The sequence below is a fragment of the Acinetobacter colistiniresistens genome, assembly GCF_000413935.1.
GTDB lineage: Bacteria > Pseudomonadota > Gammaproteobacteria > Pseudomonadales > Moraxellaceae > Acinetobacter > Acinetobacter colistiniresistens.
Window position 1 is genome coordinate 167,761 of sequence record NZ_KE340376.1, and the last position, 15,712, is coordinate 183,472.

General features: G+C 43.3%; 13 protein-coding genes, 8 tRNA genes and 1 pseudogene. 4 read left to right on the top strand and 18 right to left on the bottom strand.

The features are described from left to right. The first annotated feature begins 86 nt into the window (after window positions 1–86). Window positions 87–872 carry a YdcF family protein gene (locus F907_RS16680; protein ID WP_016651114.1) on the top strand — a complete coding sequence of 262 codons (786 nt, stop codon included), beginning with the start codon at window positions 87–89 and terminating at the stop codon, window positions 870–872. A 17-nt stretch (window positions 873–889) separates the two neighbouring features. Here F907_RS16680 and F907_RS16675 read toward each other — a convergent pair whose 3' ends face one another. The 11 genes from F907_RS16675 to F907_RS16625 all read right to left on the bottom strand — a co-directional run bounded on the left by F907_RS16675 (window position 890) and on the right by F907_RS16625 (window position 3,966). Then, window positions 890–1,372: a DUF2750 domain-containing protein gene (locus F907_RS16675; protein ID WP_016651115.1), complete on the bottom strand. Its 483-nt coding sequence runs from the start codon at window positions 1,370–1,372 to the stop codon at window positions 890–892. An 87-nt stretch (window positions 1,373–1,459) separates the two neighbouring features. After that, a tRNA-Val gene (locus F907_RS16670) sits at window positions 1,460–1,535 on the bottom strand. Between the two features lie 101 nt (window positions 1,536–1,636). After that, window positions 1,637–1,713, bottom strand: a tRNA-Asp gene (locus F907_RS16665). Window positions 1,714–1,752: 39 nt separating this feature from the next. Beyond that, window positions 1,753–1,828 (bottom strand) — tRNA-Val (locus F907_RS16660). A gap of 101 nt (window positions 1,829–1,929) precedes the next feature. Next, window positions 1,930–2,006, bottom strand: a tRNA-Asp gene (locus F907_RS16655). Window positions 2,007–2,045: 39 nt separating this feature from the next. Then, window positions 2,046–2,121 (bottom strand) — tRNA-Val (locus F907_RS16650). Between the two features lie 101 nt (window positions 2,122–2,222). Then, window positions 2,223–2,299 (bottom strand) — tRNA-Asp (locus F907_RS16645). Between the two features lie 43 nt (window positions 2,300–2,342). After that, a tRNA-Asp gene (locus F907_RS16640) sits at window positions 2,343–2,419 on the bottom strand. 23 nt (window positions 2,420–2,442) lie between these two features. Next, window positions 2,443–2,518 (bottom strand) — tRNA-Val (locus F907_RS16635). Between the two features lie 163 nt (window positions 2,519–2,681). Then, complete coding sequence (gene elsL / locus F907_RS16630) at window positions 2,682–3,191, bottom strand: cell wall-recycling L,D-carboxypeptidase ElsL (protein WP_016651116.1); 510 nt, start codon at window positions 3,189–3,191, stop codon at window positions 2,682–2,684. 409 nt (window positions 3,192–3,600) lie between these two features. Continuing rightward, on the bottom strand, window positions 3,601–3,966 hold the full coding sequence (locus F907_RS16625; RefSeq protein WP_005244046.1) for a YbaN family protein: 366 nt from the start codon (window positions 3,964–3,966) through the stop codon (window positions 3,601–3,603). A 100-nt stretch (window positions 3,967–4,066) separates the two neighbouring features. Here F907_RS16625 and F907_RS16620 point away from each other — a divergent pair, with 100 nt between their 5' ends. The 3 genes from F907_RS16620 (at window position 4,067) to dapE (ending at window position 6,448) form a co-directional block, all read left to right on the top strand. Further along, on the top strand, window positions 4,067–4,939 hold the full coding sequence (locus F907_RS16620) for a DUF1853 family protein (protein WP_016651117.1): 873 nt from the start codon (window positions 4,067–4,069) through the stop codon (window positions 4,937–4,939). 108 nt (window positions 4,940–5,047) lie between these two features. Beyond that, a complete protein-coding gene (locus tag F907_RS16615; RefSeq protein WP_016541456.1) occupies window positions 5,048–5,191 on the top strand; it encodes an entericidin A/B family lipoprotein in 144 nt (47 codons plus the stop codon). A 123-nt stretch (window positions 5,192–5,314) separates the two neighbouring features. Continuing rightward, window positions 5,315–6,448, top strand: a complete 1,134-nt coding sequence (gene dapE, locus F907_RS16610) for a succinyl-diaminopimelate desuccinylase (protein WP_016651118.1) — start codon at window positions 5,315–5,317, stop codon at window positions 6,446–6,448. A 48-nt stretch (window positions 6,449–6,496) separates the two neighbouring features. Here dapE and F907_RS16605 read toward each other — a convergent pair whose 3' ends face one another. The 7 genes and pseudogenes from F907_RS16605 to pilG form a co-directional block, all read right to left on the bottom strand. Then, on the bottom strand, window positions 6,497–6,952 hold the full coding sequence (locus F907_RS16605; protein WP_016651119.1) for a hypothetical protein: 456 nt from the start codon (window positions 6,950–6,952) through the stop codon (window positions 6,497–6,499). A gap of 12 nt (window positions 6,953–6,964) precedes the next feature. After that, entirely contained in the window at window positions 6,965–11,434 is a 4,470-nt protein-coding gene (locus F907_RS16600) for a hybrid sensor histidine kinase/response regulator (protein ID WP_430622294.1), read from the bottom strand. Between the two features lie 83 nt (window positions 11,435–11,517). Continuing rightward, a pseudogene (locus F907_RS19415) lies at window positions 11,518–12,049 on the bottom strand (Hpt domain-containing protein); the annotation flags it as partial. A 153-nt stretch (window positions 12,050–12,202) separates the two neighbouring features. Continuing rightward, window positions 12,203–14,287: a methyl-accepting chemotaxis protein gene (locus tag F907_RS16595; protein WP_016651121.1), complete on the bottom strand. Its 2,085-nt coding sequence runs from the start codon at window positions 14,285–14,287 to the stop codon at window positions 12,203–12,205. 45 nt (window positions 14,288–14,332) lie between these two features. Then, on the bottom strand, window positions 14,333–14,869 hold the full coding sequence (locus F907_RS16590; protein ID WP_005244057.1) for a chemotaxis protein CheW: 537 nt from the start codon (window positions 14,867–14,869) through the stop codon (window positions 14,333–14,335). A gap of 47 nt (window positions 14,870–14,916) precedes the next feature. Continuing rightward, window positions 14,917–15,279, bottom strand: a complete 363-nt coding sequence (locus tag F907_RS16585) for a response regulator (RefSeq protein WP_004652355.1) — start codon at window positions 15,277–15,279, stop codon at window positions 14,917–14,919. A 23-nt stretch (window positions 15,280–15,302) separates the two neighbouring features. Then, a complete protein-coding gene (gene pilG / locus F907_RS16580) occupies window positions 15,303–15,686 on the bottom strand; it encodes a twitching motility response regulator PilG (RefSeq protein WP_005244059.1) in 384 nt (127 codons plus the stop codon). Window positions 15,687–15,712: the final 26 nt, after the last annotated feature.

The window sequence follows — 15,712 nt, forward strand, 5'->3', positions numbered from 1 at the left end:
TTTTTTTCATCAGACCATAAGAGAATTTGCCTTTCTCAGAATTTTGCATACACTTAGCACGATTCAAATCGACTACAATTAAGATTATGCAAATAAGTTCATGGGTTCGTATTGTTTTAGCCCTTATCGGTTCAGTCTTGTTCTTAGATGGTGCCATTCTCATCGCCTTTAAGAAGATTCATATCGGAACAGTACTCCCCTTACTGCTTGGTCTATTTTTCTGTCTTTACGCTTATTTTTATTATCATATTGAGCGTTTCTTTTTCTATCATTTTCGCCTGCACTCGATTTGGCGCTTTGGCTGGCTATGCTTCTGGATCTGGGTTATTAGCTTAGGCTATTTCTTTGATTATCTTTCTCACAATAATACTCAAGCGCAAACCATCTCTCCTGTTAAGGCCATTATTGTATTAGGGAGTGGTATTGAAAATGGGCAACCTTCTGCAACACTGGCCAAACGACTGGATCGTGCCGCCCCGATTGCTCTGGCTCAACCACAAGCCAAATTGGTCATGACAGGAGGGATTGATTTTGGTGAGCGTGATAGTGAAGCAATGGTGATGTCACGTTATGTACAACAACACTATCAAATCCCAACCTCACAAATCATCTTGGAGGATAAAAGCACCAGCACCGAGCTGAATCTTAAAAATAGCCAACAGCTCTTGCAAGCACAACAGATTAGCATTCAGCAGCCGATTGCGATTGTGACCAGCGATTTCCATACCTTACGTGCGGCAGCCATTGCCAAGAAGCAAGGCTATCGCAATATTACCATGCTCGGTGCAACCACACCTTTGGCAACACGCTACAACGCCTGGTTAAGAGAATACTTTGCCTATGCCAGTGGTTGGCTACTCAATGAATACTGATTGAGGAGCTCTCAATCTTAGGATGATGCTGAGTTATGCAGACGAATATCGCGTGGTAACGGAAGTTTTAACTCAGCAAATACATCAGGACGCTGTAAATAGATTTGGTACAGAAAATTCTTAATATCCAATAATAAAGTATCTGGGGAAACCAAGAGGTTGTTTTCTTCCGGGGTCAAGTCCAGAGATAAAATCGTATTATTTTCTTTTAGAAAGGGAATTATTTTTTCAATAAACGCCAATAAAGAGACTTCCTGAACCTCATATTGCAGCCAATTGTCTTTAATCAATAACTTCGCCAGACTTTTACTCTGCCAAACCGACAAAGCATGCTGTCCAGATGGCGTTGAACACAGTGCCCAGCCGTCATGATAGAGCGCAATCACTTGGCGCTGCATAATAATATTTTGAATAAATTGACGATAGCTCTCTTTGAGCGAAGAATTGACAGGTGTAGCTTGAGATTTCGACGCAGCCTTGCGTTGATAAGGGTTTCTCATAGAGTAAGTCTTATTAGAATCATTATTAATGCTAATAATAAAATAACTCTGTCGTGATTACAATGATGAGGAATTCGAGGAGAAATATGGTGGGCGCTGACGGGATCGAACCGCCGACATTCTGCTTGTAAGGCAGACGCTCTACCAACTGAGCTAAGCGCCCTGAGGAATAAAAATTGATTGACTATCAATTTTTATGACGCAAGACAAACGGAGTGCGTAGTGTCTTACATTATCATTTTCCTGAACAGGGAATCAAGAAAATGGCGCAGCGGACGGGGCTCGAACCCGCGACCCTCGGCGTGACAGGCCGATATTCTAACCAACTGAACTACCGCTGCACGGTATTACTTCCAGATAGAAGTAAGTGTCACAAATTATGGTGGGCGCTGACGGGATCGAACCGCCGACATTCTGCTTGTAAGGCAGACGCTCTACCAACTGAGCTAAGCGCCCTGAGGAATAAAAATTGATTGACTATCAATTTTTATGACGCAAGACAAACGGAGTGCGTAGTGTCTTACATTATCATTTTCCTGAACAGGGAATCAAGAAAATGGCGCAGCGGACGGGGCTCGAACCCGCGACCCTCGGCGTGACAGGCCGATATTCTAACCAACTGAACTACCGCTGCACGGTATTACTTCCAGATAGAAGTAAGTGTCACAAATTATGGTGGGCGCTGACGGGATCGAACCGCCGACATTCTGCTTGTAAGGCAGACGCTCTACCAACTGAGCTAAGCGCCCTGAGCGAGGTAACAAACTTAAAGTACAACTTTAAAATTTGTCTGAATATCAAGGATGTTAATCCTATCTAATCAACTCTAGCTATTCTTGCAATCTTAAAGTGGCGCAGCGGACGGGGCTCGAACCCGCGACCCTCGGCGTGACAGGCCGATATTCTAACCAACTGAACTACCGCTGCACAATAATTTTGCAATCACAGCAAACGACTATTAAAACTTAAGTGGCGCAGCGGACGGGGCTCGAACCCGCGACCCCCGGCGTGACAGGCCGGTATTCTAACCAACTGAACTACCGCTGCACTTGAGTCTTAACGTAAAGGCTTGGTGGGCGCTGACGGGATCGAACCGCCGACATTCTGCTTGTAAGGCAGACGCTCTACCAACTGAGCTAAGCGCCCTTAACGTCTTCATCGTTTGTGAGGTGCATTATAGAGAATCTTTACAGCCTGTCAAACGCTTTTGCCATTCTTTTCCAAAAAAACCGCACGAGTGATTAAAAAATAAGTAATTCCTTGAAAAAACCGACATTTCCGTATTTTATTTAAGCACTTATTGCTATTTTCACAGCTCATTTTCGATGGCATGTTCTGAGATATAAACCAGCGCTTGCTCAGAAACGAGTCCAAATAGTTCGAGAATTTCATCATTCTTCATTCGAATACACCCATGCGACATGGGAATCCCCATCGGTTCTGTATCGGGTGTACCATGAATATAGATATAACGCTTAAATGTATCGTGCCCTTCTCCATGGTTAAAGCCTTCCTCTAAACCATCCAGCCATAAAATTCGCGATAAGATCCAGTCACGTTGTGGGAATTGCTGGGCCAATTGCTGGTCATAGACCTCACCTGTTGGTTGGCGTGCAATAAATACGGCATTTTTGGGACATTCAGCACCGATCTTTTGTGCGACCTGATGCCAGCCTCGAGGCGTTTTCCCACTATTCTCCTGTTCACCAATACCGTTCTTCCCAGAAGAGATCACATAAAATTTATTCTGTTTTGGCAAATGTAATGTTTGTTGTGCTAAATCAATGACAATGTCTGCCTGATCTAAGGTATAGCTCATTTTTATCTCAATAACGGATAGAACAACTTTATTTCAACATAGACCGTAATCTTTTTCTTGTATTTTTAGGTAGTTTTAATTGCAGGCAAGCTTTAAATATCAGTATAAAAGCACGCCCCTTCTATTTTTTTTCTCATTGCCAACTTTATTTCATCTCTTGCATTTAGGCATAGTCTTCTTGTTGCGGAGCTTTAGCCACCCCCTCAGCATAAAGCGTTGCTTTTCTTTTAATTCGCCACTCGCAGCATAGCTGCTCGTCTTGCGCTTCGGGCAAAGCGTTGCTTTTCTTTTAACTCGCCACTCGCAGCATAGCTGCTCGTCTTGCGCAGCTAAAAAGCGTTGCTTTTCTTTTAACTCGCCACTCGCAGCATAGCTGCTCGTCTTGCGCAGCTAAAAAGCGTTGCTTTTCTTAACGCTGCTCAGGCTCGGGGCGTAACCACAACCACACCGCAACGATAAACATGGTGACATCGGTAAAGACTTTGACCCAAAATGGCGCATTGGTAAATAGCATCAAAATACCGCTAATCAACATCATGATACTGGCAATCCATTTTGCCTTACGCGGTACAGTGCCATGTTCACGCCAGTTGCGTAAGGTCGGACCATATTTAGGATGATTGAGTAACCACGCATCCATTTCAGGCCAACCTTTGGAAGCGGCCCATGCGGCAAGAATCAGAAATACTGTCGTGGGCATTCCGGGTAAAATTGCCCCAATGATTCCCAACGTAATAAAAAATACGACCAAACTACGCCAGAACAAAGTTTTCATTGAGCGATTAACCAACACCTGTTTACAACCGTGCTAGTATAAAGCGTTTTTGGTGTTGTTTCTTAAACTTAACCTATTATTTCAATGATTGAGTGACTTCATGTCTAAGATGATTACCACCCCTTGCTATTTTGAGCCGTGGTTACAGTTTAAGCATCCCATCGTACGACATTTAGCATTTTGTATTGCCAGTCCGAATATTTTGGCGCAAATCCCACCTGATCTAAACCTTAAGCATCCGTTTGAGCTTCATTCAAATCAGAAATGGCTAGATCACTATCTATGCTATGAAAACCGCTTAAAACAACTTGATCAGCATCCTCAACCCTTAATTGATTTTCTGGCGCAACTCAAAAGTACTCGGCTTGGTTTACGTTTTGAAAATCTATTATGGTTTTGGTTATTAGACGGCGATTATCATCCTTACCAGCTCCTTGGGCATAGTATTCAGAAAATTGCAGGTGCCATCACATTAGGCGAACTTGATTTCTTACTGCTCAATCAAGACACTCAAGAAGTTGAACACTGGGAAGTGGCTTTAAAATACTACTTAGGTGAAGGCGAGCTAGATTTAGCACAGTGGTATGGACTGAACCGAGAAGATACATTACAGCGTAAATTAAGACATTTTACTGAGCGTCAATTTCAGTTTACAGAAGCAAATCATCATCAGATCCAACGCAAATTCGCGGTGATGAAGGGACAGTTATATCTTCCAGCAGCACACCACCACCTCAACCTGCCCTGCTGGATCAACACCTCAAGGCGTTTAGGCCTTTGGGGAACACACCTTCCTGAAACAGCCTATTATCGCTTACAACGGCACGAATGGCTCTGTCCAGATCAACACGCCTCTTCTGAAACAGCGGTCTGGTGGAGCAATGGTCTTTATTATCAGGATTCACCGACTCCTGTGTTTTATATGTTTCGCCAGCCCTCACTATTGTTTAATTTACCTAAACAAACTTATTAATTGATGGAGTAACATTTTATAACACATTTACCATCAAACCCTTATGTTCATTTAATGGTAAATTTTTTAGCCTCTTAAGTACATCATAATTACATTTAAACGGAGAAGATGATGAAAAAAATCTTAGTTGCTTCAATCATGACTGCTTTTGTTTTAACTGGTTGTAATACATTTAAAGGTATTGGTAAGGATGTATCTAAAGCGGGTGACAAAGTCACTCAAACAGCTGAAAAAACGCAAGATAAAATGTAATTCGATACAACCCGCCTTACGAAACCTTATCTAGACCTAGATAAGGTTTATTTTTAATACCTTTCTCCACAATATTCCCCTATTATATCGGTTCACATTTCACCAGATTTAGCTACATCTCGCATGAATCATTCCGATACGCTCGAACTTAGTTTACAACTCCTACGCCAACCTTCTGTCACCCCGATAGACCATGATTGTCAAAATATCATGGCAGAACGCTTAGCAAAAATTGGCTTCAATATCGAAAACATGCGCTTTGAAGATGTCGATAATTTATGGGCACGTCGTGGTACTGAAAATCCGGTATTCTGTTTTGCGGGCCATACTGATGTTGTTCCAACGGGCCATTTAGATGCATGGAATTCCGATCCATTTTTACCAAGTATTCGTGATGGTAAATTATATGGTCGCGGTTCTGCTGATATGAAAACTGCTTTGGCTGCCATGGTGGTTGCCTCTGAACGTTTTGTGACTAAACATCCAAACCATAAAGGTTCAATTGCTTTTTTAATCACTTCCGATGAAGAAGGCCCATCGATCAATGGTACGGTGAAAGTTGTTGAGACCTTGGAAGCACGTAACGAGAAAATGACCTGGTGCTTGGTCGGTGAACCATCGAGTACCAATCAACTTGGCGACATCGTTAAAAATGGTCGTCGTGGCTCACTCAATGCCGTGTTAACCGTACATGGCAAGCAAGGTCATGTTGCTTATCCACATCTGGCAGAGAACCCGATTCATACTGCATCTAAAGCCTTAAATGAGCTATGTGAAACCGTTTGGGACAATGGCAATGAATATTTCCCTGCAACTTCCTTCCAGATTTCAAATATTCAGGCAGGTACTGGCGCAACCAATGTGATTCCAGGCACATTACAAGTTACGTTTAATTTCCGCTACTCCACGGAAGTGACTGCAGATATCTTAAAACAACGCGTAGTCGAACTCTTAGATCAACACCACCTTCATTACGATATTCAGTGGACTTTATCAGGCTTGCCGTTTCTTACGCCTGTAGGTGACTTAGTCAATGCAGCAAAAACCGCGATTAAAAATATCACGGGGATTGATACCGTACTTTCAACCAGTGGCGGCACTTCTGATGGTCGCTTCATTGCACCAACAGGTGCACAAGTACTTGAATTGGGCGTATTGAATGCAACAATCCACCAAATCAATGAACATGTGAATGTCGCAGAATTAGAACCATTGGCTGAAATCTACGAACAAATTCTAGTCGAGCTACTGGCCTAAAATAAGAATCTATAAATAAAAAAGGAACTCCGATGAGTTCCTTTTTTATTACAGCCCAAGCTGGGTCTGTATATTCTGTAGATGCGGGACATAGAATCGGTTTTCCCCCATCTTCACATATTTAAAGACCTTGTTATCGTCAACTTCACCTTCTTCATCGACCACTTCCGAAATACGCAAACGGATCGACTCAGGCATTTGATTGCAAACTAGTGCAAAGCGTTGTGATACATCATCCCCTTCGACAACCAAGGCCACACCTTGTTTTTGCATCGGATCATTGACCGCATATACAGGGAGTTTTAAATCATGCCATTCAATATGACCAACATTGGTTTGAGTATCCATTGCTGACAATACAATATTTTGTGGCAACAGCATTGGTACATTTTGATGACATTCAATAATGTATGCATCAATAAACCCAGTCGAAACCGTAATTAAATGTTGTAACTCTTGCTGGTCAATTTGTCCCAACGCCGAGTTTGCGCTTTTCTTCACCATTTTTTTTACCTCTTAGCGCACCGTAAGTAAGCTTTCAATATTCTCCAAGAGTGCTTCTTCTTGGAATGGTTTACCCATATATTGGTTAACACCTAGTGATAGTGCACGTTCGCGATGCTTTTCACCTGTACGCGATGTAATCATGATGATCGGCAAGTCGCGGTGTATTTCATGATGTCGTACTAGATTCGACACTTCGAAACCATCCATACGTGGCATCTCAATATCCAGTAACATCAGGTCTGGTTTCACGGTTTCAAGCTGCTCTATGGCATCTACACCATCTTTTGCGGTCACGACATCATAACCTTGGCGTTCTAATAGACGTGAGGTCACTTTACGTACCGTCACCGAGTCATCGACAATCATAATCAAGCGACGTTCATCATAACGCTGTTTGCTATATGTCTCATCTGCCTGCTTACTCCGCGCAGTAGACTGTGCTTGTCGTGCAATATTTTGACCATCCAGAATCAAACAGACCTGACCATCACCAAGAATCGTTGCACCTGCAATCACCCCAATATTGGAGAACTGTTGCCCCACAGGTTTGACGACAATCTGCCCACGTGAACCAATTAGCTGATCGACCAACAAGGCTGTGGTTTGTCCTTGAGCACCTTTAATCAACAACACGGGTAAAGAATGAACCACCCCACTTAAGCGAGGAACAGGCTGTCCTGCAACGAACTCAGATAAGTAGCGTAAGCGATAACGCTCTTGGTCAATCGTGAAATAGTCATCCTGACTTTCAAAGTATTGCTCTAATGCCAATGGAGAGATACGCACAATACGATCGATCTGAGCCAATGGGAAGGCAAACTGCTGATCGCCTGCTTTTACCATTAAGGCGTCACTGACGGCAACCGTGGTTGGTACGCGAATGGTAAAGATTGTCCCTTGACCCAGCGTAGAGTCGACACTGACATGCCCCCCCAAGGCTTTAATGTCACTCTGAACCACATCAAGGCCAACACCACGGCCCGAGATTTGAGTCACTTGGGTTGCAGTACTAAAGCCTGGATGGAAGATAAACTGTAGAATTTCTTCCTGATCCAGTTTCTGATCTTTGGTCATGAGGCCGGTTTGTAACGCTTTTTCTTTGATGCGGTTAACATCAATCCCTTTACCATCGTCACTGAACGTCACCACGACATCTGTCCCTTGGCGACCAATGTTCAACACAATATGCCCAGTTTCTGGTTTTTGTGCTTGTAAACGCTGTTCACGGTCTTCAATACCATGGTCAATCGCGTTACGTAACATATGCTCAAATGGTGCAACCAACCGCTCAAGGATACTGCGGTCCAATTCACCTTCAGTATTGTTCACCACCAGTTCTGTTGGTCGATTCAAAGTCGATGCGGTTTGACGCACAATCCGTTGCAGACGTGGCAATAGACGAGAGAATGGAACCAGACGGGTACGCATCAGGCTTTCTTGAATTTCAGCTTGAATCCGCGACTGCTGTAGTAGTAAGCCTTCAGTATCACGTATCTTTTCAGACAGTGTGGTTTTAAAATCAACCAAATCCGAAGCCGATTCAGCCAGTGATTTGGACAGCTGATTCAACGATGAATATTGGTCCATTTCCAGTGGGTCAAAGTCTGCATAACGTGCCTCTTCGCCACCATGTCGTGCGATAATCTGGCTTTCCAACTCACCTTCCATTCGGCGTAACTGATCCGCCAAACGCTTGATTGCCAATTCCATTTCCGTCAACGTACCGCCCAATTGACCTAAGTCCATCTCAATACGTGAACGGTTGATCGCATTTTCCCCTGACAGGTCAATCATCTTCTCGATGACCTCAGCAGAGACACGAATCATTTCATTGTTCTGTTCTATGCGTTCCGTGGTTTCCCACTCACCCAACATCGATGGAGGTTCAGTGCCATCCCCCTGCACAAACTCCATGGTAAATTCAGGCGTAAAGATATCTTTGGTCGAGAGTTTCTGCGGAAGTTGTGCAGATACATCGACAAACTCCATCTTCTCCAAGCTTTGTTTCAAGCCGTCAAAATTTGCATATTGACGTTTAGAGATGGCATCATTTAACCACGCCAATGCGGTATTGAGCAGGTTGTCATACACATTCGAGTTGAAATGATGTACACCAAATTGCTCAAAAGCATTCTCTAAATGATAGGCGATAATCGCAATGGCATCCATTTCAGCCATGCGCGCGCCACCTTTCAGACTATGCGCATTACGCTGTAACTGTAGTAATAAACTACGGTTACCCCGTTGCTCAAACCATTGCTTCAATAAGCCTTGTGCTTGTTCTAGCAGTTCTTCAGCTTCTTCAAGGAAGGTTTGCTCAACCAGAGAACGAACGTCATCATCCGTAGGCTCCGTCACTGTCTGCGGCAGTTGTGCTGCTGCAGTATGCTCAAGAACTTCGGTTTCAACCCGCTCAGACGCTGACTCAACGTCAACAGACTGTTCATCGACCAGCGTTTCGGTTTTGACAGACTCAGGCTGCTCCAGCAAAGTCTCGACTTGGCTCGACTCAACTCTTTCAAACTCTGGTGCTGTTTCAAACCCAGACTCAACAGAAGCAACATCCGATCGATCAGCGTGTTGCAATAATTGCACCACATGGGTCGATGGATAATCGGTGTGCTGATCACGAATGGTTTGAATACGATCCGCAATATCATCCTGTACCAAACGAATGATGGCAACCAGTTGTGGTGTCGCCTGAATCTGTTGGTTGATCAGCTTTTCATAAATGGTTTCTAATTCATGCGCAATCAAACCAATATGACGCGCTTGAATCATATTTGAACCCCCTTTTAAGGTGTGCAAATAACGCATCAGGTTTTTGAGGGCATTAATATCTTGATGATCCGTCGTCCACGTATTCAGATCCGCATCAATCCCGACCAGCAACTCATCTGCTTCTTCAAGAAAAATCTCTATCAGGTCAGGATCAAAGTCACGGTTGGCCTGATCAGACGGTAACTGCTGCTTATCCAGCGCGAGTTGCGCTGCAAATGCAGTAACATCAATCGTCGTCGTTATCGATTCAACCTTATGCGGCGTCGCAGTAATCGTAACTTCCGCATCCCCGCCTTCCATTTCGGCAGTTTTTAATTGCTCAGGCGCTGTTATTGCTACAGTTTCACGTTCAAGCTGCTCAGCAACAACTGTTGTTTTCGATAACTGCTCAAGCACGGCTAAAGTATGCGTTGCAGGGTAATCAACTTGCTGATCACGAATGGTTTGGATACGATCGGCAATCTCATCCTGTACTGAGCGAATCACAGTAATCAATTGTGGTGTTGCCTGAATCTGCTGGTGAATTAACTTTTCATAGAGGGTTTCTAATTCATGCGCAATCAAGCCAATATGACGCGCCTGAATCATATTTGCTCCCCCTTTTAGGGTATGCAAATAACGCATCAGATTCTTTAAAGCATTGATATTTTGATGATCGGTAGCCCAAGTGTTCAGGTCAGTATCAATTCCTCCAAGTAGCTCATCCGCTTCTTCAAGGAAAATCTCCACGAGATCAGGGTCAAAGTCACGGTTTGCTTCACTGGACTGAAGCTGTTGTTTATCGAGCGCAAATTGACTGACAAAATCCGCTGTTTCAATAACTGGACGGACTTTAGCATGAGCTTCAGGCGCGACTTCGTCTTCATCTGCCTGTATGCCCTCTACCACCGATATGTCATCCAAAGATTCAACATTCTGTTGTGTAAAGGAGCTCAACTCATTTAAAACACGTTCATGCACTTTGGTTAAAGTGACACGCTGTCCCGCCGCCAAAGTATCAAACAGTTGAATAAACTGTTGATGAACTTGGTGGTACAACTCAAAGGCATAATCCAAATGCAGTAAACTTGGCTTGAAAATCAGATCTTGATAGCTCGAACGCAACAGACTGGTATATTGATACATCCCAATGGTTGCATGATGATGCGTATGCTGTAGCAAAGTCTCGGTTTGTTGACTCAGCACTTGAAGATATTGAGGGAATTCCTGACGGGCACGACTCTCAAAATCAAACTCAACATCTAAAAGATCATTGATATTGAGTTCAAGCAACTCAGATACCAAGCCTTGTGGTCTTATTGCAGCGCCATTCTTTTCTTCAAGCTGGAAATCGTAACTGTCCCATGCAACATTAAAAGTCTGATAGATTTCGTCCAGCTTCTGCTGTGAAGCCTGTTGTTTTAATGTGTGCAAATAATCCCGTACGAACTGCGCATAATGCGTCAGCAAAGCCGTTTCATCCGAACTAGAATCCAGCTCTTCTTGTAATAAGGTTTTAAATAGATTCTCAACTTTTGAGCTCGCCTCAAAAACGTGGTTAACATGCGCCATGGCAGAACTGCCACGTAAAGTATGTAATGCACGAATCAAGGTATTATAATGATCGTTACTTGGGCGATCATTCTGCAAAAACAGGTCGATGGTGGCCAGATGTTCTTCGGCTTCTTCTTGGAAAATGGCCAAGGTTTCTTTAGCCAGTGCCTCATCTTCAAACGGTGCCGCCCATTCAAGTTCAGATACAGGCTCAAGCTGCTGCTGTTCGTGATCAGAGGCCGCTGTCTCTTCCGCCTGCTCAAGTCCAGTCATTTGCTCTTCACTGGTTAAATCAGTCGCAAGATGAAGTAATTCCGCTAAGGCTGGTTCAGGACTTTGCTGTTGTTGTAATTGCTGTCCCAACACGACCAAGGGTCTAAAGTCGATTAAATGCTGTTGAACCGCTTTAAAATCATGACAAAGTTTAAAACGATAAATATTGAACACGGTTTGTACATAACGTTGAATATCTGCATTCAAGCTAATCGTGCCTGCGATAACACGATTCAGCGTATCTTCAACTGTCCATGCCAACTCACCTGAGGATTTAGCTCCCACCATTCTTCCAGAACCTTTTAAGGTGTGGAAATGGCGGCGAATATCGCTCAGCACATTCTGCTGATGTGGTTGTTCCGCCCACTGAACGAGTAATGGTTCTAACTCAACAAAGATTTCATCTAATTCTTCAATAAAAATCTCAAGAATCTCTGCATCTTGTTCAAGATAACTGTCTTCAGGAAGCGTCATCGTTTCAACTAACGTTTTTAATATTTGTTTCATAGCTGCTTCTTTCGTTTTTATCCACCAATGTGGGTAAAAATTACGTCTATCTATCACACAAGATGTAGTTCCACTGCGCCATCACCTTGTTGAGATATCCAACCTCTTTAAAAATGGAAAGGCAGACACCCCCATCTGCCTTCCCAATTCGGTTTAGTCTGGTAACTTAAAGTCAGTTACAGACTCACGTAATGATTCAGCCATGTTTGCCAACTCAGATACTGAGCGCGCTGTATCAAACGTTGCTGTTGTGGTTTGTGAAGTAATTTCCTGCACGACATTCATCGTCGTGGCAATATGACTGGCAGAGGCAGACTGAAGTTTTGCTGCATCGGAAATGCTTGCAATTAGTTTTGCCAAGTCACCCGATACGGTTTGAATCTCATCCAGTGCAATCCCCGCATCTTTCGCCAAGTTCGCACCACGTACAACTTCCGATGTGGTTTGTTCCATCGAAATTACCGCTTCGTTGGTATCCGTCTGAATGGTTTTTACCAGGCTTTCAATCTGCTTGGTTGCTGAAGCAGAACGTTCTGCAAGACGTTGTACCTCATCGGCTACGACCGCGAAACCACGCCCCGCTTCACCCGCCATCGACGCCTGAATCGCAGCGTTTAATGCCAAGATGTTGGTTTGGTCGGCAATATCGTTAATCAGCGAGACAATGTTACCAATCTCTTGTGAAGATTCACCCAAACGCTTAATACGTTTTGACGTTTCTTGAATCTGTTCACGAATGTGATCCATACCTTCGATCGAACGGTTTACCACTTGCGCACCATTGGTTGCAATTTGTACCGAACGTTGTGCTACGTCAGCAGATTCAGAGGCGTTGGCAGATACTTGGTCAATTGACAGTGCCATTTCGTTCATTGCGGCGGATGCGCCTGCAATTTCTTGCGCCTGATGCTCAGATGCCTCTGCCAACTGGTTGGTAATGTTCTGAGTATCTTGGGTATAACGTGCAACTTCTTGCGATGTATCGGTAATTCGGGAAACAAGGTCTCGTAACTGATCAATCGCAAAGTTAATCGAGTCGGCAATCGCCCCCGTAAAATCTTCTGATACCGTTGCATATGAACGCAAGTCACCATCTGCCAAGTCTGCAATTTCATCAAGTAAACGCAAAATCGCATTTTGGTTACGGTCATATTCATCTTGTAAGCGTGTTACGCGCTCTTTATCGGTATTACTACGTAACATCAAGAGCTGTAATACAAAGAAAACCAGTGCCGCTAACGATAGAATTAAAACAATACCTGCAACCACATTAGCCCAACCACCTTCAGATTTATTTGATAAATCATTAAGTGAAGTGAGTAGCGCATCTGACTGAGAGAAAATTTGTGAAGATGCTTGGCGTACACGCATGATCTGGTTGGCGTTTTGAAGTACCGTTGCTGCTGCAGATTTCAATACAGCATCATAATCAGACTTAATACTATCGACAGACTCACGTAAAGCGGCTGAACTGATCCGGTCTACACCCAGTTCAGAACTACCATTCAGCTGGGCATTTAGATACACACCAAAGGTATCAATGTCGGCACCAAAGTCATTCGCCGAAACGTTTGAGTTATCTGTCCCGACCAGTACCGAGTTGATCGAACGTAAAATACGCTCGGCAATGAACACCTGGTTCTTGGTGATGATTACCTGACTACTCGGCATGTTCTCACGTACCATCTGATCGACCATCAAGTTATATTCAGCCTGAATCTCAGGAATGGTTTCACTGATCGAGATGTTGGTATCGTAAAGCTGGTTAATAACTTTTTGCTGCGATGCAATCAGGTCAATGTTTTTAGAGACATTGTCCCAAAGCCCACTGACCTTCTTGTATTCATCAGAACCTTTACCATACACGCTTTCAACAGTGCTCAGGTTTTCAGCAAATTGCTTTTCAGACTCAACCAACTTCTTCATTGCTTCTGGTGTACCAGATGCAGTAGCTTCCGTTGCTTGACGTGAAATGGTTTGTGATAACAAACGCAACTCACCCAAGCTACGGGTGAGTTGATTCGAACGAGGAACACTTACGAATAAGTAAATGAGGAGAATAACTGCAAGGGCCAAAGCAATTAAAGCGCGATAGATAATCGGTTTTGATTTCTCAGTTTCACCGAATAAGCGCGAAAACTGGTCAAGTTGCGTTCGAATATTATCTAAGAACGCACCGCCTTTTTTCAGCCCGGCACTATCGCCATTGCCGTTCTTTTTTTTAAGTTTAAAGCCCATATCAGCTTCTCCCCTGAATACGCGTTTATGTTCCGTAGCGTAGAATTAGTTTATAAATTTTATTGATGCATTCATATATTGAGGATTGCTTAACAACCGACTTAATAAAAACACATGCCATTGTTGATTATGTTGATGGAAATGACCTTGGCAATAATCTTTCAGCTTATTATCTAGGTCATTATTTTGAGAGAAAAAACTCTTCTTGTTAAAGTGTTGAATCCCCAAAACCTGATCGACGACCAACCCCACATAATGGTCTTGATGGCTAATACAAATCACTTTTTGCGTTGGTGAAAACTGACTCCGTTGCCCTGAAATAAAATGTGTTAAATCAGAAACTGAAAGCAGACGTCCACGAATATTGGCCAAACCTCTTACCCACGCCTGAGTATTTGGTACTGGTGTATATTTCGGAGGATAAATCACCTCCGAAATTTCCCCTAAAGGCGCAACAAAATATTGCCCTAACATCTCAAATGCGATACCAGACCAACGACTGACTTCATTTTGAGTTGAAGTGTATTGTTTATTGCCTCGCTTGGATAAACGAAGCAATTCGATAAATCCATTTGCTGCCATACCCTATCCCGTATTGAGTAATGAGAAGGCTCAACTTGAGCAAAAAATTAACTTAATAATTGTTTAATGACATCAATAAGTTGCTGTTCATCAATAGGCTTAGTCAAATAATCGCAAGCCCCTTGACGTTTACCCCATACACGGTCTGTGGCCTGATCTTTGGTACTGACGATCACAACAGGAATATGTTGCGTGTCTTTACCTTTACTGATTTGACGGGTTGCCTGAAAGCCATTCATCCCTGGCATTACCACATCCATCAGCACCAAATCTGGCAATTCAGCTTGAGCCATCGTGACTCCATCAGCACCATTGGTCGCTTCAATAACGTCATAACCGTGCTTTGTCAAAATCTCTCTAAAGCGAAATGTTTCTGTAGGTGAATCATCTACAATAAGTATGCGAGCCATTTTTTCCTCAATCTTAACTTTTATTATGCACTTACGTGGTTGCGAATCGCGTTTAACAACTCATCTTTACTAAATGGCTTGGTTAAATATTCATCCGACCCCACAACACGCCCTTTTGCCTGGTCAAACAAACCGTCTTTGCTTGATAGCATAATCACTGGAATATTTTGATAACTTAGGGAATTTTTAATCAATGCACAGGTTTGATAACCGTCTAAACGAGGCATCATAATGTCAACAAAAACGATATCAGGATTGGCTTCTGCAATTTTTGACAATGCTTCAAAGCCATCAACAGCGGTAATGACTTCACAACCTTCACGTTGCAATAACGTTTCAGCTGTACGACGAATCGTTTTTGAATCGTCAATCACCATCACCTTTAAATTTTGAAATTTATCTTCCATTTATTGTCCCGCCCCAATTACTCAAT

Coding starts and splice junctions, on each gene's coding strand:
- F907_RS16680 (WP_016651114.1), top strand. CDS start 87: ATGCAAATAAGTTCATGGGTTCGTATTGTTTTAGCCCTTATCGGTTCA.
- F907_RS16675 (WP_016651115.1), bottom strand. CDS start 1,372: ATGAGAAACCCTTATCAACGCAAGGCTGCGTCGAAATCTCAAGCTACA.
- elsL (WP_016651116.1), bottom strand. CDS start 3,191: ATGAGCTATACCTTAGATCAGGCAGACATTGTCATTGATTTAGCACAA.
- F907_RS16625 (WP_005244046.1), bottom strand. CDS start 3,966: ATGAAAACTTTGTTCTGGCGTAGTTTGGTCGTATTTTTTATTACGTTG.
- F907_RS16620 (WP_016651117.1), top strand. CDS start 4,067: ATGTCTAAGATGATTACCACCCCTTGCTATTTTGAGCCGTGGTTACAG.
- F907_RS16615 (WP_016541456.1), top strand. CDS start 5,048: ATGATGAAAAAAATCTTAGTTGCTTCAATCATGACTGCTTTTGTTTTA.
- dapE (WP_016651118.1), top strand. CDS start 5,315: ATGAATCATTCCGATACGCTCGAACTTAGTTTACAACTCCTACGCCAA.
- F907_RS16605 (WP_016651119.1), bottom strand. CDS start 6,952: ATGGTGAAGAAAAGCGCAAACTCGGCGTTGGGACAAATTGACCAGCAA.
- F907_RS16595 (WP_016651121.1), bottom strand. CDS start 14,287: ATGGGCTTTAAACTTAAAAAAAAGAACGGCAATGGCGATAGTGCCGGG.
- F907_RS16590 (WP_005244057.1), bottom strand. CDS start 14,869: ATGGCAGCAAATGGATTTATCGAATTGCTTCGTTTATCCAAGCGAGGC.
- F907_RS16585 (WP_004652355.1), bottom strand. CDS start 15,279: ATGGCTCGCATACTTATTGTAGATGATTCACCTACAGAAACATTTCGC.
- pilG (WP_005244059.1), bottom strand. CDS start 15,686: ATGGAAGATAAATTTCAAAATTTAAAGGTGATGGTGATTGACGATTCA.